A 19,757-nucleotide genomic window follows, 5' to 3' on the forward strand; every position below is an offset into this window, starting at 1 on the left:
ACTATAAACTATAGTTAGCTTTTAGAGCGCCTGTCAGCTTCGGTTGGCAGGCGTTTTTTATTTATACCTACAGGCATGCGTATAACTAATGTTACGCTTTTTAAAAACCTGTGAAATATTTTAATCGTTAGAGTATACTATATAAGCTATATAAAGTAGTCAGCCTCAGTGGTATAGGTTAAGCGTGGTAATACTGCGCTTTGTTGAAAGCTCAGAAAGCGGGTGCAAAACCAGAACATTTTTGAAAATATGAAGTATGAACCTCAGAATCTAACGATTCGCTAATGTAGAATTAAACACAAATGCATATGAAAAGTATCAGAATTTATTTATCCATTTTAGTGATTTTTAGTTTAATGTTTTCGTCATGTGCCAGTAAAACAGGCAGCACAAGCGATACAACCACTGAAAAAAAAGGAATGAGCAAAACCGCTAAAGGCGGTATTATTGGTGCCGCTAGTGGTGCCGTAGTAGGCGGTGTAATTGGCAGAGCTACCGGTAACACTGCTGCCGGCGCTATTATTGGTGCTGCGGTGGGTGGTACAACGGGCGCGCTTATTGGCCGACACATGGACAAGCAGGCGGCAGAGCTACAAAGAGACCTGGAAAATGCCAAGGTAGAGCGCGTTGGTGAAGGTATCAAGATCACGTTTAACTCTGGTATCCTGTTCGCTACAAACTCGGATGCGTTACAGTCTAATGCACAGACAGAGATCTCGCAACTGGCTGCTACCCTTAAAAAGTACGAAGACACTAACATTCTGATTGAAGGCCATACCGACAACACAGGTACACGCGAACTAAACCAGCGCCTGTCTGAACGTCGTGCTGAGTCTGTAGCCAGTTATTTATCGGGCCAGGGTGTTAGCCGCAACCGTATGACAACCAAGGGGTATGCCTTTGACCAGCCAATTGCTGATAACAGCACTGCAGCAGGTCGCCAGCAGAACCGCCGTGTGGAGATTGCCATTTTTGCGAACGAGAAAATGAAAAAAGCTGCTGAACGTGGCGAACTATAGTATTTGAGTAAAGTGTAATTTTGGTGATTTTTTTCAGCCGCACTTTCGGGTGCGGCTGTTTTTTTCGCCTCCCGTTTCCCCTTATTTTAGTGAATTTTTTATGAGACTATACTTAAAAATGGCTTTTCTGAGTGCGGCCATTTCGCTTGTGTTCAGTGCCTGCGAGCGCATGAGCCAAAGCAACAAACAACTAAGCCAGCAAGCGCTGGTTGCCCATCCGGTTGTTAAGTAATATCAGCTGCCAAAAAGTAGTTGGGAAAAGGAGAAGCGCAGGCTTCTCCTTTTTTTTGCTGTTTTGTCTGAACCAGGATTTGCAGAATTATTAGATTTTCAGGATTTAGACCTGGCAGCGTGCGCAGCTCCGGCTAGCGTCTGCGGTTACTGTTTTATAGTGTTGTGGCCCAACCACCCCTAACCCCTCAGCGCTCCGCTTGCGACCTTCGAACTCGCTTCACGGTAGGCTAAGGCAGGGGATTTTACGGCTACTGCTATAGTTGGTGTTTTACCCCTTCCCAGCCTTCCCCTTTTATCGAGGGCCCCTACCCCCAGAACAGGGGAAGGAGCTTTTCAGCCTTTACTATAGTTCAGGTTGTAGTGCTATCATTGCTGTTTTAACCCACCCCTACCCCTCCCAAGAGGGGAATTTCGGCTGTTGTTATAGCTAAGTTTATAGTTTTATAGTTTCCGTTTGTCATCACCCCGTTGCCCCCTTCCAAGGGGGACCTTTCTGGCTTTGCTATAGTTCTATAGTTACAGACCAGGATCGGACAGGTCGCGACCTGTCCCTACGGAACTATAGCCACGATAAAGCGATACAACTATAACTTCCCCTTTAAGCTATAGAGTTACTATCGACCTGATCACAGTCTTTGGGTTGAGCGCCTTTGCTTTGTTGCGGTGCCGTCAGGCAACCCGAGCAGAGCGAGGGTAGCAAGAAAGCAGCAGCGCGATGCCCTTATCGAGGGCCCCTACCCCCAAGACGGGGCCTCCCGGCCGCGAGGGCACCAAAGCCAACTATAGAACTATAGGCAGGTAAAGCTCCCAGGATTAGAAGAAAGCTATGAAGGAAAAGGCTTGGGTTGAAAAGTAGAGTCGCAAACTATAGCACCCAGATTTCTCACACTGTTCGAAATGACAAAAGAGAATTTTAGGACGTATAAGATTCCTCGACTAACGCTCGAAATGACAAATTACTATCCTACTTCCTGACCTTACGAGCCAAAAACGTAACACTAATCGCGACAATACTTCCTGAAAAACCTAACCCAATGTCTTTCTGTGAATCCCAGATGTCGCCTTGCATCCCCAGGAAATCCATGCCTTGTTCTGTGCCGCGGTAAAGCAGATCAGCAACAGCCCACTCGATAAGTTCATACAACGCCCCTAACGATAACACTAACTCTACCGGTAACAGGTAACTTAAAAGAAGATTGAGCTTAAAACCGCGCGAGAAGACTTCGTGCATGGGGTAGGTAAGCAGTAAACCAAACCCAAAGTGTACCAGGCGGTCGTAGTTGTTGCGGGGTTGGTTAAACTGGTGCTGAAGCCATTCTCCCAACGGATTTTCGGTGTACTGGTACTGGCTGCCAAACACGTGCAACACCAAAAACAGGAAGATCAAACTATAGCTGGTATCTGAAAACCGGAATAAATTATAGAAAGCCACTAAGAATATCAGCAGCGATAAAGTAAGAATATTTTCGGTAAGCCAGTTGGTGAGGTCAGGGGTGGAGAGGGCAGAGTAAAGCCAGAAAAGCAGGAACATACTGATGTAGGCCATGTGTAGTGGCTGCCTCCGGAAAGGCTTCTGAACGATAGTCTGCCTGGTAGTTATGGTCATCTCCTGATTGATGGCTCTGCTTTATACTAAAACTAATACCTGTGTTTTTACAAAATTGATGCACGGCGCGTATCTTTGGGTATTCACTTACAGGCAAACTATAGTTGCTTTAAACAACAGAACTATGAAATTACGATTACTGGCAGTGCTTTACTTTGTGTGCTGGAGCCTAACCGCTGTAGCCCAGGAAAAATATTTGCAGGCCGGTCCGATGGTAGGCTACTCCGAAATGCGCGAAGTTAAACTATGGGTACAGACCAAGGAGCCGGTAAAAGTAAAGATAAAGTACTGGGCCAAAGACAACCCGGGCAAAGTTTACACCACATCCGAAGTTAAAACGATAGCTGATAAGGCTTATGCCACGCACCTGGTAGCTGATAATGTAGAACCGGGCAAAAACTATAGTTACGAACTATACATCAACAACAAAAAAGTAAAGCGTAATTACCCGCTCGAGTTTAAGACACAGGAACTATGGCAACACCGCAAAGATGCTCCTGATTTTACGTTTGCCGTTGGCAGCTGCTTTTATGTGAACGATACGCCTTACGACCGTCCCGGCAAACCATACGGCAGCACCAGCTTCGAGATACTGACATCGATACACCAGAAGAAGCCTGACTTTATGCTTTGGATTGGCGATAACACCTACCTGCGCGAGCCGGACTGGAACACGAAAACAGGCATCCAATACCGATACACGCATACGCGCTCTGTACCTGAGTTGCAGCCACTGCTGGGCGCTACGCACAACTATGCCATCTGGGACGATCACGATTACGGCCCGAACAATTCGGACCGCAGCTTCTGGGCAAAAGACCTGACGCTGGATGCTTTTAAGACTTTCTGGACTAACCCTAACTATATTTTTGAGAACGAAGGGATAACCGGGACTTTCCAGTGGAACGATGTGCAGTTTTTTTTGACGGACGACCGCTGGTTTAAAAGCCCGAACGCCAGAACAACCGATAAAGCGTACCTGGGCGAAGAGCAGCTTAACTGGCTGATAGATGCGCTTCACGCCAGCTCGGCAACGTTTAAAGTTATTTGCGTAGGCGGGCAGGTACTGAACCCGGCCGAAGAAAAAGAGAACTATAGCAACCACCCGCAGGAGCGCCAGAAGTTGCTGGATGCCATTGCGAAAGCCAAGATAAAAGGGGTGATCTTTATGGATGGCGACCGCCACTTTACCGAACTCACCAAACTGGAGCGCGAAGGCACTTACCCACTTTACGACTTTACTATTTCTCCACTTACGGCTGGCGTATCTAACCCGAAAGATGAGCCAAATACATTGCGTGTGCCGGGTACGCTGGTGCGCGAGCATAACTTTGGATTGGTAAACGTTTCGGGACCGGCAACCGACCGTGCTTTTAAAGTGACCATTTACAACGCAAAAGGCGACGAGATCTGGCAGAAAGAGATAAAAGCAGCTGAACTGAGGTAAAAGCTCTGAAGCTATAGTTGTCTAGCTCGTGTCCCGCAAGTGTGTGTTACCAGCGGACTCTGGCCGTTTCAGCCTATAGTTTATAGTGTCCTGGATTTTTGCCTTGCAGTGTAATTATAGGTTTGATTAACGTGGCGGGACACCACATGTGGCACACACTCGCGGGACGCGAGCGAGGGCAACTAAGTTTGTAACTGGCGAAACTATAGTTCTGGATTACGCCATTTACAAACTGGCGGTATGGATTAACATAAAACGTGTTGACTTATAGTTCAGGCCATCAGGTTTGATTGGTAAAACACGAGCCGGATGGGGTTATCTGATGGGCTTTGTGTAGGGTCGCAGTGGTAACCAAATACATTGTAATTGGTAAGGTAGGGCAGCAGCTTTTTATAGTAGGTGTGGCCTGTATTTTCGGCGTTAAACGTTAGCTCATGAAACACGCAGGTGCGTAGCGGAGGCATTTTATCCAGCCTTTCAAAAAGTGTTTCAGGCTTTCCTAAGTCCCCGGAATAAGCAATGCGATCTTCCTCTTCATCAAATACATACGCGTAGGTTTGCATGCCCTCGGAGTGCTGTCCGAAGGTATCAATGGCGGTTATGCCTTTAAACTGATCCAACGGGACAAACTCAGCGTATTTGTCAGGGTTTTTTACCTGCGGCTCCAGTATGGTGTATAGTTGTTTTTTCAGATGCTCGGATGGATAAATTATAACGGGGCGTGGACTTTTCTCGATTATGCTTTTATACAGCAGCAAGGTTGGCAGGCTTCCGATGTGGTCGTTGTGCAGGTGCGTCAGCAGAATATGGTCTACTTTGTTTATCAGGTTTTTATGGATCAGCGCCGGGAAGACCGTAAAACCGCAGTCGATCAGAATATTCTTCTCTCTGAACTTAAGCAACGCTGCCGAGTTCAGGTAATTTACATCAAATGCACCGCCGGTTCCCAAAAATTTTATCTGCATACAACGTCTGTTCGTGAAGCTATCTTTTTAAAAAGCCTTAAGCATATAGCGTACAAACCTGCAAATAGTTGTATTAAAAGTTCAACTACAGATTTAGCTGTAAACTATAGTTACAGGCTATCAGCAAATGTTTTAAGGCAAAGTGGCAGGTTTTGAAATTAACTGATAGGCTGTAAGTGCGTAAGAAAATGTGCAAAACTATAGTTGCCCATGGATGCACACGAACTACTGCCGGAAGAGAAAACACTACTCACGCACGAGCTCCTGAATAAAGCCTACAAGCGGCTGAAGCTGGAAAAGCGCCGCGACCACATGCACGAGCTGATCTCTACGATGCTCTCGCACCGCACCAACCACAAAGACGAGGAAAAAGCTTTTTATACCATGCTGGAGCGTTTCGGAGATTGGGAGGGTGTGATGAACGCTGATTTTGAAGAGCTGGCCGACGCCATACAAACCACCCGCTACCCCGGCCAGAAAGCGCCCCAGATACAGCAAACATTACGGATTATAAAAGAAGAGCGCGGCGAGTTCAACATCGATTTCCTGGAAGACCTGCCTGTAGATGAAGCGATGGACTGGCTAACCAAACTGCCTGGCGTTGGCCCTAAAACTGCTACTTTGCTGTTGCTTTTTAACTTTTACAAACCAGTAATGCCCGTCGATACGCACGTGTTCCGGATAAGCCAGCGCGTAGGGTTGATAGGTGCCAAAGTTACTGCCAACAAAGCCCACGAACTGCTGCTGCACATGCTCCCCGAAGACCCTGTCGAGCTATTCAACTTTCATGTGCACATGCTGCGCCACGGCCAACGGGTGTGTACGTTTTTCTCCCCCAGATGCGAGGAATGCGTGCTGCATAACATCTGTAATTATTACCAGGATGTGCGGGCAAAGGGAATTGATAAAGCGGCTTAAGGTAAACTATAGTTACTGTTTCAGGATCTTATAGAACAGGTAAGGGGCAATGGCAACCCAGATCGGGATCAGCACCCAGATGCGGCCTTTTAAAATGTTATAGTCTTCGAGCATTTGCGCCCATGTTTTACCCGACATATAGCCCATTCCAAACTCGAAAACGAGTGTTAAAACCAGCCACAGAACTCCTATAGTAATTGCCTGCTCCGAAGTGGCGGGTGGGTACTTTTTAATTACAAACCAGATATAAACCGCGAAAAGTAAAATGAGGGTTATAGTTGAGATCTGGCGGGCTGCTAACTCTCCTGTAAAGTTCTTATACCATAAGTCTCTTGCCGTTCCGTTTACCACCGCCAGCACAACCATCGGGAACCACAAAAGGAAATACTTTAGCATAGCAGGTTACAGGTTTTAAATGAATGTGTATAACAGTGTATCAGAGCTAAATTATAACCTAAGCAGGTGTAACTATAAGTTCATAGTATTGAAGCTCCTCCTCGCTGTTGGGCAGCTGTACCGTTTTCAGGAATCTTAAGCCCAGCTTTTCCAGTAGCTTCTGAGAAGCGGTGTTTTCTTTTGTGGTAATGGCGCCGATGCGTGTCAGGCCGAAAACTTCTATGGCGGCACGTTTAACTTCTGTGGCAGCCTCTAATGCATACCCTTGGCCTTCGTAGGCGGGCAAAAACGCAAACCCGATGTCTATTCCTTCCAATCCTTCGCGGTCGTAGAGGCCACAATTGCCCAGTTTTGCACCATCAGCTTTCCGGGTAACGGTATAGTTGCCGTAGCCTAACTTTGCATACTGTGGCAACATGCGGTTTTGGATATATTCTTTTGCAGCTTCCAGGGTATGCACTTTCCGGTCGCCAATATACTGCAGCCATTTGGGCGTGTTCAGCAGCTCCAGTACAAAAGCAGCATCTTCCTCAGTACTTGGTTTTAGCAGCAGCCGCTCCGTTTCAAATGATCTATAATGTGGCATGTTTTTAAGTAAGGGGTGAACGTGCTGGGCTAAAGCAAGCTGTAGTTTGCTTTAGCTATTGTTGGCTGTAGTATTTATAGGTTTAAACTCCTTGTAAAATTTCTCAATATCAGGTCGACCATAAAACAGTTCCTCATCCTCATCAAGTCTCTTTAATAACTCTGGAAGCTTATTATATTTATTCTTCATCCAGTTATACTTGATTTTTACACCTGGATTCTTAATCCTCAATCCATCAATGATAATTTTCCTTAATTTAGAATAAACTCTAAATAGTTCTTCATTTTCAAAAAACTGCATTGAACCCGTAAAGTAATCAATGTAAAACTTATCATCTGAATCTGTTTTTAAATAAGAATTTACATCTGAGTCAAATCTAATCTTTCTGTAAGAATGTTTGCTTTCGAAAGAATAATGATGCTTCATTACATCAAGAACAGACTGATCTAAAATGATTCTTGGATATAACGCGGCCTGTGATTCAGTTTCATAAGCGTCCACAAGTGCTGGGCCAAACACTAAACCGTTAGAGTGATAAAGTTTACCATAAGAAACTGCTCCTCTGCATAAAATTCCGCGAGCCAACAATTTTGCGATTAGCCTTTGTAAATCGAGGAATAACTTTGGAATTTCTTTGATATCATTTTCAACAAAGGAAACTACAATAGAGTCGGAAAATTGAGTAACGTTTTTTGTTGTCCCCTTGGATATTGCTCTTACAGCTTCTTTCATTTCTTCTATAGTTTCAATTAGAAATGAAGTCTTTTTAACATCTTCTTCTCCTTTGAGCTCGGTATCTTCAATTATTCTTTTGAAGCCAAGGATATCAAGGAACAAGACTATTCTGTTTTCATAGTTACTCATTCTCTATTTAATATTTTTGCCAACTATAGTATAAACGGAGTCTATTCCGTTTATACACCCAAATACGGCGGCTATACGGAATCGGATTAACGAATATACTATATATAATTATACTAATGTAGTAATTATAAACTATAAAATATATTCTAATCTAGCTCCCAACTCACTCACCTCAAGCACAGCTTTTCTACCGCACAACAACGCCAGGTTCAGCAGCTCGTGCCCAACCTCAAAGTAAATTCAGGTAGCTAAGGTATAAACCGTTATTTCAGCTTCCCGAAACGATAGTTAAAAGACAGGCTGAACTGGCGCATTTCGGTGTAGGACTCACGGCGCTGGTAAAAGGCTGTATTTGTAATCTCTGTTAAGGCACGGCGGGTTTTTCGGAATGGGCTCCTGACGGCGAGGCTTATACTTGCTTTGTTATCTTTCAGGAAGTCTTTGTTTACAGAAAGGCTGCTCCAGGTATTGCCACCTGTTTTGCCCTGTAATAAAATGTTAGGAGAATCATACCCCACATTACCTCCGGCCCGCCAGCTCCTGTTAAACCTGAAACTTACGTTTCCGTGCCCATAATATGTAAAGCCGTTATTGGTTTGTGGCTTTCCTTCCAGCTGGCTGGTAAATGTGATGTAATTAGTACCGGTGTTCAGGCTAAGATTAAGCTTTTTAAACAAAGTAGTATTAGCGCTTAGGGTAAGCCCATAGTTACGGTTCTGACCTAAATTACCGAAGGTGGTGCGCGCAACGGAGTCGGTGCCTAAGGTGGTAAACTGTTCTATAGAGTTGTTGGTGAAACTATGGAATACACTGGCATTGATAGATGTACCTTTAAAGAACGTATCAAAACCCGCCTGCACCGTATGGTTGGTAGCAGGGTGCAGATCCGGGTTGCCATAACTGATGTTTAAAGGGTCGGTCAGGTCCACGTAAGGGTCCAGGTAATAGAGTCCGGGCCTGTCTATTCGCTGGGTATAGGATAACTTAATGGAGCTATAGCCTTTCAGCATAAAAGACAGCATAATATTGGGGAACAGGCTAAGGTAATTCTGATCTACTTCGGTACCAGACGATCTGAACCTGGCATCTAATATTGTCTGCTCTGCCCTTAAACCGCTTCTCAGGCCCCATTTGCCTTTTTTCAGGTTCAGAGAAATGTAGGCGGCATGCACATCCTGGTTGTAGTCAAAATCATTGCTCTGGTTTACGTCAAGTATAAATTCACCTGTTTCGGGGTTACGGGTTTTATAAAAATAGTCGCTGCTGTTCTCTTCTAGTACAGATTTTACACCAAACTCCAATGTCTGCTTCCCAAGCGGCTGTATATAGTCAGCCTGCAGCGCATACTCTCTTGATCTATCGTTGTAAGCTGTTTTGCTTTCGCGACCTGTATAGTTATAAACGGGCTGTAGCGTAAAGTCTGTTGTACTGTTGTTGTCGTTGTTTGCCAGGTTAAACAATAGGGAAAGTAGCTGCTCCTCGTTTTTCCTGGATGTATGCTGGTAGCTTAAACTCAGGTCATAGCCGTTTCCATCATTTTCACTTGAGTTCAGGTTGCGGTAGGCTTCTGTCTGTGTGCCGGCTGTATCTAGTTGCTCGACCAGTTGCTTATAACTATTGTTACCTGTTATGCTGCTCAAACTATAAGAGGCCGTGATGTTGTCGTGAGGGCCCAGGTCATAGCTTAGTTCGGTGCCTCCACTCTGAGACCCGTTTTTAGTAGTGCTTTCTCCTGTTTGCTCCAGCCTGTTCCGGCGGGTAAGATCGTCCCTGAAAAAAAAGCTCCTGGTGCCGGGGCTTGTGTTGGTGCTAGTACTGGCGCGGGCAGAGAAATTTAATTTGCCGGCACTGGCCGTGATATGACTGCCTGCACTATAACCCTTTGGGGTGTTTACTCCTAAGTTTACAGCACCATTATAGCCACTTATACTTTTACGGTGAGTTACGATGTTAATGATTCCGCCCACTCCCGAGGCCTCATATCGGGCAGGCGGATTAGTAACAACTTCTACTTTTTTAATAGCACTGGCCGGTAGACCTTTCAGCACATCGCGCAGGTTACCGGTAAACAAAGACGACCTTTTGCCATTTACCAATACCTGGTAAGAATTATTGCCATTAAGTTGCAGGTTATCATCAGCATCTACAGTTAACAAGGGTACTTTACGAAGCAAGTCCAGTGCGTTATGAGTTGTGCTCTCCGGGTCAAGCTCCGCGTTGTAAGTGACTTTATCTGCATCATGCTCTACAAGAGGCTTCTGTATAACAACCTGTACTTCATTGAGGAGGGTAATTGTAGAGGTGAGATGTATTACCCCAAGGTTTATAGTTGGTGAGGTAAAAGCGGGCAGATCTATAGTTTTGGTTTTGTAGCCTACATAAGAGAGTATTAACCGGTACTCTTTGTATGCAAGGCCTGTCATCTCAAACATGCCCTTTTCCGAAGTGAGCATGTGCTTTATAACCTGGTCTGTTTGTTTTTCCTGTACAACTATAGTTACATAGGCAAGTGAGGAGTTGGTAGTTGAGTCTATAACAGTGCCTTTGATATTTATATTAGCCTCTACATTATTAGATTTTTGTGCAAATATAGAATGTGCTACAAAGAAAAGTAGGAAAGCCATCAGGTGAGCTTGTGTCATATCGAAAGTGCCAGATACTCAACTGTATATTATTATTTATCAAGCAGGCGAATACGAAGCTTGAAAATGTTAAAGTATTATTCCATCTGCATTCAAAACCGGAATAATAAAATAAGCAGGGACTTTCTAAATAAAAGTCCCTGCTTATTTTATTATTAATTACAATCAGTGTCGATATGCTTAGAGATATTTGTGCTTGATACTGTAGCAGTTAAGTCGAATGTCATGTCCCATTGTGCATTAGGGCAGTCTCTTGGAATGTAATTAAATATATTAACCTCAAATGTATAATTACCGGCACCATCACTTTTTAAAGGAATATCAGAAATAGTCAAGTTATTCCAAGATGGAGGACGTTTGTCAGCAGGGTTGTCGCAACCATATCTGCCTGATATTGAGATTGTCAGACCATTAGGGTTGGTGCCGAGTCCCGCTACTTTACCGGTAATCCATCCTGTTTCTGTGTCTAAACATGGGGTTCCTACAAAATGTATCCTTGCAGCAAATGCAGAAGTGATAACAAATAATAAAATGGCGAAACTTAAAATTTTTGCTTTCATAATAGTAATTGTTTAATGTTAAGATTATTGGGGTTTAAGTATTGTGGTGTTTGATTTGTAAAGGCAAAGCAATGGCAGGCCGATGATTTTGCAGCTCATCAGCGAATAGTAAAAAGCATAATTAGTAATGAATAGTAAAGCGGTATGCCTTTAAGAATAATCCTTGTTCAGTACATCAGCTGGAATCTATAAACTCAATCATACCTTTCAGAATTATAAGTTTAAATACCTGTAAAAAATGCTTTTACCCTGCAAGGTAGTGCTGGCAATAACGGTAAAGTTATAGAGGGAGGATTGAAGGCAGAAACAGTTGGCTACGCGGATTATAGTTTCTGCTGTTAAACTATATAGTGTTAAAAATCAAGCACTTATCTGCTTATATAATTTATACGAAATTGGTATTGTGTTTAACTTGCTTTTAATTAGATAATAGTAATGGAATAGAATTTAAAAGCAGGTGGTATAAATTTAATGGGGAATATGATTAAATATTGAAATAATTTATTTTAGAGATAAAATATATAGCAGCCTGTTTCTCAATAAAACATAGAAGAATGCTTTAACTATAGATACGCTTAAGATTACTGGTATATGATCTGTTATAGCTTTCAGCTTTTCTCAGTATACCTCAATTCGGCCCCCGACTCACTCACATTAAGTACAGCTTCTCTGCCACAAACCAAAGCCAGGTTCAGCGGCTCGTGCCCGACCGGGAAGTTGAAGCAAACCGGGTAATTGTACGTGCCGGTGTGCTCCATAATGATCTCATAAGCGGTTTTGCCGAAGGGGATGGCGTTATCTTTCATGTCGCTCATGTCGCCCACTACAAGGCCGGCCAGGTTGCTTAGTTTGCCACTGCGGTCAAGGTGCACCAACATGCGGTCGATATGGTACAGGTATTCGTCCAGGTCTTCGAGGAAGAGGATTTTGCCTTCGGTGCTGATGTCGGATCTGGTGCCGGTAAGCGTGTGCAGCATCGACAGGTTTCCGCCAACCAACTGACCTCTGCCTGTGCCTGTTCTGTTAAATGGGTGTGGTGCCGAGCTATAGTTTAAGTTCTCGCCAAACAACACTTTACGCAAAGTCTCCACAGAATCTATAGTTCCATCGCGGCCAAACAGCACGGGCATAATGGCGTGTACGGTTTCGATGCCCAGGTTATGGATGTGGCTGTGTATAGTGGTTACATCGCTGAAGCCAACCACCCACTTAGGCTGCTCTTTAAACTTTGTAAAATCTACCTGGTCGATGATGCGGGTAGTGCCGTAGCCGCCGCGCGCGCAAACAATGGCTTTTATAGTTTCATCGTCGAGCATCTGCTGAAAATCTTGCAAACGCAGGGCATCGTTGCCGGCAAACTGGTTGTAGCTGGCATCTATTGTCTGCCCCCGTACCACCTGCAGGCCCCAGCTTTCAAAGGTCTGGATGGCAGGTGCAAGCTCCTGGGCAGTTATTTTCCGGGCTGTAGAAATAATGGCGATGCGGTCGCCGGGTTGCAGAGGTGGTATCATAAAAGTGTAAACTATAAACGCCTGCCAAGTTAGGGATTTCCCGGAAAGTTTGCAGGTGCGGCCTTTTTTAAAGATATTCAGGAGCTAAACTAAAATCTATCTGGCCAGGAGCAGCTGCTTTTTGCATTGGCCGCACAAAATTCACCTAATATTATGCCTGCAGTTCAAGAAAAAAAATCCGGCATCGACAGGTTTCTGTCCGTGATCGAGCGCATCGGGAATGCCCTGCCACACCCAGCCACGCTTTTTGCCGGCTTCGCCCTGCTTATCATTATTTTGTCGTGGGTAGCCAGCCTGTTTGATATGGCCGTTGTGCACCCCGGCACAGGCGAAACGGTAGCACCTGTGAACCTGATCTCTGCCGAAGGGCTGCACATGATCCTGACGCGCATGGTAACCAATTTTACAGGCTTTGCGCCGCTGGGTACGGTGTTGGTGTCGTTGCTGGGTATTGGTATTGCCGAGGGGACAGGCCTGATAGGGGCAGTGCTGCGCCTGGTAGTGCTGGCCTCGCCAAAGCGTCTGCTTACCTTTGTAATTGTATTTGCCGGCGTTTTGTCTAACACTGCTTCAGAGGTCGGCTATGTGCTGCTGGTACCACTGGCGGCTATTATTTTCCTGGCGGCGGGCCGTCATCCGCTGGCTGGTCTGGCGGCTGCCTTTGCCGGCGTATCGGGTGGCTATAGCGCCAACCTGTTGCTGGGTACCGTCGACCCGCTGCTGGCCGGCCTTTCCACCGAAGCTGCCAAGATCATCGATCCGAACTATGTGGTAAACCCTGCCGCCAACTATTATTTCATGTTCGTTTCTACTTTCCTGATCGCAGGTTTAGGAACATGGGTAACCGAAAGGATTGTGGTACCACGCCTGGGCGAATACACCGGCGATGAAAAACCACAAAGCATCGATCGCCTGAATCCGCAGGAAAAGCGTGGCATCCTTTACGCAACTATAGCCGTGCTGCTGATGTCGGCTTTTATTCTGGGCGGCCTGATTCCGGAAAATGGTTACCTGAGAGACCCTGAGACCGGCGACATCCTGAACTCGCCTTTTATGTCAGGTATTGTAGCGTTTATCTTTATCCTGGCTGGCGTAGCGGGTATTGCTTATGGTATTGGTGCCAAAACCATTAAAAACGACAGCGATGTGATGCGCGGCATGGCCAAGTCGATGGAGACCCTGGGCTCTTACATAGTACTTGTATTTTTTGCTGCGCAGTTCGTAGCTTACTTTAACTGGACCAACCTGGGGCTTATACTGGCGATTAACGGTGCAGATGTGCTGAAAACAATGGGTCTGAGTGATATTCCGCTGATGATCATGTTTATACTGGTGGCAGCAACTATAAACCTGGTGATGGGTTCGGCCTCGGCTAAATGGGCTATTATGGCGCCTGTGTTTATCCCGATGTTTATGCTGTTGGGCTATACCCCGGAATTCACCCAAACCGCTTACCGTATCGGCGACAGTGTAACCAATATTATTTCGCCTATGATGTCGTACTTTGCCCTGATCGTGGCTTTTATACAGCGCTATGATAAAAATGCCGGTATCGGTACGGTTATCTCTACCATGTTGCCTTACACGGTCGTGTTCTTCATCGGCTGGACCTTGCTGTTCATCGTCTGGATTATTTTCGGGTGGCCGGTTGGGCCTGGTGCCGAAATGTATATGCCGAAGTAAACTATAGACTGAACTATAGGATAACGCCGGAGAGCCATTCGCTTTCCGGCGTTTTGTTTTGTCATTTCGTGTACCCGGTTGCTGGCGCGAGCGTCCTTGCTTGTGACTAACGATGAAGGTGGGTCTCCTGACTCAACTGGGCCGACAGGGACAAGCTTACCATCAGCGCTGGCTATAGTTTGAAATACTATAGTTTGAAAAATGTCATTTCGAGTATTCTTGAGACGCGAGTCGAAGAGAGCCGGCGTAGCTGTGCGGAATCTTAGTGCTATAGGTTGCTACTCTACTATCCGAACCTAGCCTTTTTTTTCATAGCCTTCTTTAATGCTGGGAGCTTTACTTGCGTATTGTTTCAATCTAGCTTTGGTGCCCTCACGGCCGGGAGGCCCCGTCTTCGGGCATCGCGCTGCTGCTTTCTTGCTACCCTCGTTCCCTCGGGTTGCCTTGCGGCACCGCAATAAATCAAAGGCGCTCAACCCAAAGACTGAGATCAGTTCGATAGTTAACTTTATAGTTGATGGGAGAGGCTATAGTTGCATCGCCTTATCGTGGTTATATTTCCGTAAGGACAGGTCGCGACCTGTCCGATCAACAGGCTGCAACTATAGAACTATAGCTAAACTATAGCAACAGCAGAAATTCCCTTCTCGGGAGGGGCAGGGGTGGGTTAATTCGTAACTATAGAACTATAGAACTATAGTTCTTCAGCTGCTTTATCGTAATGAGAAACCTTCGTTTTGCGGGTGATCGGCAGAGAGTAATGCTGTTGCTTCTATCTCTACCAAAAGTTCGGGGTTTATGAGCGCACTTACCTGCACCATGGTAGCGGCCGGTTTTATAGTTCGGAACACCTCGCCATGCGCACGACCAATTTCCTCCCACTGCGTTATGTCTGTTACAAACATGCGGGTGCGCACTACGTCTTCCAGTGTTGCGCCGGCTTCTTCCAGGGCTTTTTCTATTTTCTGAAGGATAAATTTTGTCTGTTCGTAAGCGTTGTTTTTTCCAATGACCTGGTCGCCATTGGCAGCGGTGGTGCCTGCCACTTCAATTACATTGCCTACCCGCACCGCACGGCTATAGCCGATCATATCTTCCCACACAGCGCCGGATGAGATGTTTTGCCTTTTCATAGAGGTTTAGAAGTTAGAGAGTTAATGAGTTAGAGAGTTAAAGTTAGTAGTTTAGTTAATTCAATCTGTCCTGCGTACCTTATACTCATTCATAATTCATAATTTTGAATTCATAATTCCCCGAAAATGCTCCTGAGAATCAGACCTGTACTTTGCAACTATTACGTTACCTACCGCTGTAACGCAAAGTGCTCGTTCTGCGACATCTGGGAAAAACCATCGCCTTACATAACCATAGAAGATGTGCAGCAAAACCTGCGCGACCTGAAGAAACTGGGCGTACAGGTAATTGACTTTACGGGCGGCGAACCACTGCTGCACCGGCAGATCGACGAGATGCTGGGCATGGCGCACGACATGGGCTTTATCACCACACTCACTACTAATGCCATGCTTTACCCGAAATTTGCCGACCGGCTGAAAGGGAAGGTGGACATGCTGCATTTTTCGCTCGACTCGGCTGATAAAGAAAAACACGACGCGGGCAGGGGAGTAGCCTGTTATGATTTTGTGATGGAGTCGATAAAGGTGGCGAAGGAACTGGGCGAGCGGCCGGATATACTTTTCACCGTTTTTAAGCACAACCTGCACGAGCTGGAAGAAGTGTACCAAACTATAGCGCAGCCAAATAACCTGGTCCTTATCCTGAACCCGGCCTTTGAATACAATGGGGTAGAAACCGGCGAACGTTTAACGGAAGAAGAACTCGATTACCTGTCGGCTTTTGGCAAACGGAAAGGCGTGTACCTGAACGACGGTTTTATTCAGCTCCGCAAAGATGGCGGAAACCGTATCAGCGATCCGGTCTGTAAAGCTGCCACCACCACTATCGTTATCTCCCCCGAAAACGAACTGGTTTTGCCGTGTTACCACTTAAGCACCAAAAGCTACCCTATAAACGGCAACCTGCAGCAACTATACTATAGCCCCGAGGTAGAGAAGCAAAAGCAACTGGAAGGGAAACTGCCTGCCTGCGAAGGCTGTACAATTAACTGCTACATGCAACCCAGTTTTGCCGTAAACCTAAACAAGTACTTCTGGAAAGCCCTGCCCAGCACCCTTAAATACAACTATAGCAAAGGCACCTGGAAGAGATTGTTTGTCTGAATCAGGATTTACAGGATTTTAGGATTAGCTGGATTAGTCTTTACTTTACAAGGTCAACAATCAACAATTTAACAATCAACAATTAAAATTATGCCTGTTATACTTCCGGTAAAAGGCCTGTCGCCGCAGATAGGCGATGACACATTTATTGCTGAGAACGCAACTATAGTTGGCGATGTAATAATGGGCCACGAGTGCTCGGTATGGTTTAATGCCGTGATTCGGGGAGACGTAAATTCGATCCGGATCGGTGATAAAACGAACATACAGGATGGCGCCGTAATACATTGCACTTACCAGAAAGCCGCTACTACGATTGGTAGCAACGTATCGGTAGGGCATAACGCCATTGTGCACGGCTGCAATGTAGAAGATAACGTGCTGATTGGTATGGGTTCTATAGTGATGGATAATGCCGTAGTGCAGAAGAACTGTATAATTGCCGCCGGCGCTATAGTTCTGGAAAATACCGTGTGCGAATCGGGTTGGATCTATGCGGGCATTCCGGCTAAAAAAGTAAAACAGCTAAGCCAGGAACAGATTGACGGCCTTGACAAAGTAGCTAACAACTATGTAATGTACAGCGGCTGGTTTACCGGCAAAGAGTAAAACAAAAACGCCTGCGCTGCCGGGTTATAGTTGGCAACGCAGGCGTCTGTTATGTTATAGTTGTATCTTAATGCTCAGGCATTTCCCTGATAACCGCATCTTCGCGCATGTCTTCTTTAATCCTGAACAGCACCGATATCAGGCTTCTTTCTGACTTCTCCAGTACGCTGACCTCGTATTCATTAAAGTCTATCGTGTCGTTGATGTCTTCCGGAATCTGGCCGTAAAGTACACTTACCAGTCCGCCAACTGTTTCGTAGTCTTCGCCTTCGGGTAATGGGTAAGGTAAAAAATCGTTGGCGTCCGAAATAGGGGCTGAAGCGCTTACTTTATATTCGTAGTCGCTTACCAGTTCTACCAACGGCACTTCCTCATCGTACTCATCCTGAATTTCGCCTACCAGCTCCTCAATAATATCTTCCATGGTAACAATACCCGATACGCCACCAAACTCATCGGTAACTATAGCTATGTGCATATGGCGGCGCTGGAACTGCTTCAGCAGGCGGTTGATCTTCTTGGTTTCCGGTACAAAATAAGCAGGGCGGATCAGTTTCTCCAGTACCACAGGCTCACCCATGCGAATAATGCTCAACAGGTCTTTTACATACAGTACCCCAACTATATTATCGATGTTTCCGCTGTAAACAGGCAGGCGCGAGTATCCTTCGTTAAAGATGATCTCCATCAGGTCGTGTTCGCTGATGTTGCTGTCAATGGCCACCATTTTGGTACGCGGCACCAGGATCTGCTTTACCATGCGCTCATTAAACTGGAACACATTCTCTATCAGTTCGTGCTGCGAATCATGAATGGCACCGCCTTCGGCGCTTTGCTCAAACAACAGGCGTAACTCTTCGGCTGAGTGTACTTCGGAGCCATGCAGCGAGCGAATGCCAATGGAACGAAGGATAAAGTTTGAGAAACCGTTAAGCAGCCATATAAACGGGATGAACAGGATATAGAAAAAGCGGAGCGGCAAGGCAATGGCCAGCGTAGTGGATTCCGGGCGTTGTATGGCAATGGATTTAGGCGCCAGCTCACCAAACACAATGTGCAGTACCGTAATCAGGGCAAAAGCAATTGGCAGGGCAATACTATGCGCAATTTCAGGGCTCGGCTCAAAACCAAAAGCAGCCATAATGTTGATGATGATCTGCGACACAACGCTTTCACCGATCCAACCTAAGCCCAGCGAAGCCAGCGTTATACCCAATTGTGTGGCCGACAGGTAAGCGTCGAGGTGCGTGATCATGTGCTGTGCCAGCTTAGCCATTCTGTTGCCGGCCTGGGCACGCAGTTCTATCTGCGAAGACCGGACTTTTACAATAGCAAACTCTGCCGCCACAAAAAAGCCATTGAGCAGTACCAGGAATATAGTCAGGAAAATATTAAAAATCATAGTTTATATTAGGGAGCTTAAGCTACTACAGCTGTAAAATTAACTAAAATACGATGTTAACCTACAAATGTATATAGTTTAGAAAATATTGCCAGTTATAAAAGCGGTGAGAACTAGGCGGATAGGGCATAAAAACATAAAGGTGCCGTGGGAGGCACCTTTATGTTTTATATACGTTGGCATCAAACTAGGCCTGCAGCGCAAAAGAAGCCTTGGCGGTTGTAAATAACTCGTGGGCATTAGCAGAAGTCAGCCTCGGAAGAAATATCTTCTTTGCCTCATCTTCTGAAATCAGTTTGTACGTGTTTGTTGCCAGCGTATCGAGGAAGGGATTGCAAAAAGAATAAATATACTCGTCCGACATGGTTTTATAGACTACATGAAAGTTATGTTTCTCGTCCCTAACAAGTTTCATTGCCTTAAAAATGTAGTCAAACACTCTTCCGCATTCTGTCTTCAGTAGTTGTTGCTCTGTATGCTGTAGACTTTGTTTCATTGCGTTTTGTTGGTTGAGTTATATTAATTCTTATTTACTCTACATTCAAAATTACTTTAAAATTCCTTCCCGCAAACCGGCAAATCAAGCTACTAAGTAAAAGACCGTACTGAATTGGTGTACGTGCAATAATTAAGGGTAAAAGTTATAGTTCAGTAATGGTTGTTAAGGGTTTAATGTACTTGTATAATATACTGATAATATTTAATAAAAGTTATATTTTTATATATTTATTTTAAAGTATTTTATAAAAAGTTGCATTAACTCTATTTATTGAGAAGATTATAGTTGAATTATGGTTATGATAAAAGCTTTGATGTATGCAATTTGTATGCGCCGCCAAACTATAGTTGCAGGGCTGTAAACTATAAAATACGGGGCTTTTTATGCATGCCGTAAGTCAGGTTGGATTCGGTCGTTAGATGAGCGCAGTATGTATCGTTCAGGCTGCTTTACATCTTACTATAAACCATGGATTGCACAAGGCAGTAATATATTTTTTACTTTTGTACTATAGTTGCTAACATAACACACATTACTCAGTTATATTTGACCGAAAGGCCTGTAGCGCTTACAAAA

Annotated in this window: 18 protein-coding genes; 7 read left to right on the top strand and 11 right to left on the bottom strand. The window is 45.1% G+C overall.

Going from position 1 to position 19,757, the window contains the following annotated elements; translation table 11 throughout:
- Window positions 1-308: 308 nt before the first annotated feature.
- Both GSQ66_RS17110 and GSQ66_RS19095 read left to right on the top strand, forming a co-directional pair.
- On the top strand, window positions 309-1,019 hold the full coding sequence (locus GSQ66_RS17110; RefSeq protein WP_162428568.1) for an OmpA family protein: 711 nt from the start codon (window positions 309-311) through the stop codon (window positions 1,017-1,019).
- A gap of 100 nt (window positions 1,020-1,119) precedes the next feature.
- The gene (locus GSQ66_RS19095) at window positions 1,120-1,251 is read left to right on the top strand and encodes a hypothetical protein (protein WP_255532161.1); all 132 of its coding nucleotides are present in this window, start codon (window positions 1,120-1,122) and stop codon (window positions 1,249-1,251) included.
- A gap of 966 nt (window positions 1,252-2,217) precedes the next feature.
- Here the strand turns inward: GSQ66_RS19095 and GSQ66_RS17115 are convergent.
- On the bottom strand, window positions 2,218-2,859 hold the full coding sequence (locus GSQ66_RS17115; protein WP_162428569.1) for a DUF2238 domain-containing protein: 642 nt from the start codon (window positions 2,857-2,859) through the stop codon (window positions 2,218-2,220).
- A 124-nt stretch (window positions 2,860-2,983) separates the two neighbouring features.
- Between GSQ66_RS17115 and GSQ66_RS17120 the strand changes: the two genes are divergently transcribed.
- Window positions 2,984-4,306 carry an alkaline phosphatase D family protein gene (locus GSQ66_RS17120; protein ID WP_162428570.1) on the top strand — a complete coding sequence of 441 codons (1,323 nt, stop codon included), beginning with the start codon at window positions 2,984-2,986 and terminating at the stop codon, window positions 4,304-4,306.
- A 272-nt stretch (window positions 4,307-4,578) separates the two neighbouring features.
- Here GSQ66_RS17120 and GSQ66_RS17125 read toward each other — a convergent pair whose 3' ends face one another.
- Window positions 4,579-5,271 (bottom strand): MBL fold metallo-hydrolase, encoded by a 693-nt coding sequence (locus tag GSQ66_RS17125; protein WP_162428571.1) that lies wholly within the window; start codon window positions 5,269-5,271, stop codon window positions 4,579-4,581.
- A 210-nt stretch (window positions 5,272-5,481) separates the two neighbouring features.
- On the opposite strand from GSQ66_RS17125, the gene GSQ66_RS17130 reads away from it, so the two are divergent.
- Window positions 5,482-6,189: an endonuclease III domain-containing protein gene (locus GSQ66_RS17130; protein ID WP_162428572.1), complete on the top strand. Its 708-nt coding sequence runs from the start codon at window positions 5,482-5,484 to the stop codon at window positions 6,187-6,189.
- A 12-nt stretch (window positions 6,190-6,201) separates the two neighbouring features.
- On the opposite strand, the gene GSQ66_RS17135 is transcribed toward GSQ66_RS17130, so the two are convergent.
- The 6 genes from GSQ66_RS17135 to GSQ66_RS17160 all read right to left on the bottom strand — a co-directional run bounded on the left by GSQ66_RS17135 (window position 6,202) and on the right by GSQ66_RS17160 (window position 12,748).
- On the bottom strand, window positions 6,202-6,585 hold the full coding sequence (locus GSQ66_RS17135; protein WP_162428573.1) for a hypothetical protein: 384 nt from the start codon (window positions 6,583-6,585) through the stop codon (window positions 6,202-6,204).
- A gap of 58 nt (window positions 6,586-6,643) precedes the next feature.
- Window positions 6,644-7,171, bottom strand: coding sequence for a GNAT family N-acetyltransferase (locus GSQ66_RS17140; protein WP_162428574.1), 528 nt, complete (start codon window positions 7,169-7,171; stop codon window positions 6,644-6,646).
- A 51-nt stretch (window positions 7,172-7,222) separates the two neighbouring features.
- Window positions 7,223-8,035, bottom strand: a complete 813-nt coding sequence (locus tag GSQ66_RS17145; RefSeq protein ID WP_162428575.1) for a hypothetical protein — start codon at window positions 8,033-8,035, stop codon at window positions 7,223-7,225.
- Between the two features lie 263 nt (window positions 8,036-8,298).
- A complete protein-coding gene (locus GSQ66_RS17150; protein ID WP_162428576.1) occupies window positions 8,299-10,659 on the bottom strand; it encodes a TonB-dependent receptor domain-containing protein in 2,361 nt (786 codons plus the stop codon).
- Window positions 10,660-10,832: 173 nt separating this feature from the next.
- A complete protein-coding gene (locus tag GSQ66_RS17155) occupies window positions 10,833-11,237 on the bottom strand; it encodes a hypothetical protein (protein WP_162428577.1) in 405 nt (134 codons plus the stop codon).
- Between the two features lie 608 nt (window positions 11,238-11,845).
- Window positions 11,846-12,748 carry a S66 peptidase family protein gene (locus GSQ66_RS17160; protein WP_162428578.1) on the bottom strand — a complete coding sequence of 301 codons (903 nt, stop codon included), beginning with the start codon at window positions 12,746-12,748 and terminating at the stop codon, window positions 11,846-11,848.
- Window positions 12,749-12,901: 153 nt separating this feature from the next.
- Between GSQ66_RS17160 and GSQ66_RS17165 the strand changes: the two genes are divergently transcribed.
- The gene (locus GSQ66_RS17165; RefSeq protein WP_162428579.1) at window positions 12,902-14,431 is read left to right on the top strand and encodes an AbgT family transporter; all 1,530 of its coding nucleotides are present in this window, start codon (window positions 12,902-12,904) and stop codon (window positions 14,429-14,431) included.
- 713 nt (window positions 14,432-15,144) lie between these two features.
- On the opposite strand, the gene GSQ66_RS17170 is transcribed toward GSQ66_RS17165, so the two are convergent.
- Window positions 15,145-15,564, bottom strand: coding sequence for a RidA family protein (locus GSQ66_RS17170; protein ID WP_162428580.1), 420 nt, complete (start codon window positions 15,562-15,564; stop codon window positions 15,145-15,147).
- A 126-nt stretch (window positions 15,565-15,690) separates the two neighbouring features.
- On the opposite strand from GSQ66_RS17170, the gene GSQ66_RS17175 reads away from it, so the two are divergent.
- Both GSQ66_RS17175 and GSQ66_RS17180 read left to right on the top strand, forming a co-directional pair.
- Window positions 15,691-16,671: a radical SAM protein gene (locus GSQ66_RS17175; protein ID WP_162428581.1), complete on the top strand. Its 981-nt coding sequence runs from the start codon at window positions 15,691-15,693 to the stop codon at window positions 16,669-16,671.
- 90 nt (window positions 16,672-16,761) lie between these two features.
- Entirely contained in the window at window positions 16,762-17,280 is a 519-nt protein-coding gene (locus GSQ66_RS17180; protein ID WP_162428582.1) for a gamma carbonic anhydrase family protein, read from the top strand.
- A 67-nt stretch (window positions 17,281-17,347) separates the two neighbouring features.
- Here GSQ66_RS17180 and GSQ66_RS17185 read toward each other — a convergent pair whose 3' ends face one another.
- Both GSQ66_RS17185 and GSQ66_RS17190 read right to left on the bottom strand, forming a co-directional pair.
- Window positions 17,348-18,682: a hemolysin family protein gene (locus tag GSQ66_RS17185; RefSeq protein ID WP_162428583.1), complete on the bottom strand. Its 1,335-nt coding sequence runs from the start codon at window positions 18,680-18,682 to the stop codon at window positions 17,348-17,350.
- Window positions 18,683-18,869: 187 nt separating this feature from the next.
- Window positions 18,870-19,178, bottom strand: coding sequence for a hypothetical protein (locus GSQ66_RS17190; RefSeq protein WP_162428584.1), 309 nt, complete (start codon window positions 19,176-19,178; stop codon window positions 18,870-18,872).
- Window positions 19,179-19,757 lie beyond the last annotated feature (579 nt).

Source organism: Pontibacter pudoricolor (assembly GCF_010092985.1).
Lineage (GTDB): Bacteria > Bacteroidota > Bacteroidia > Cytophagales > Hymenobacteraceae > Pontibacter > Pontibacter pudoricolor.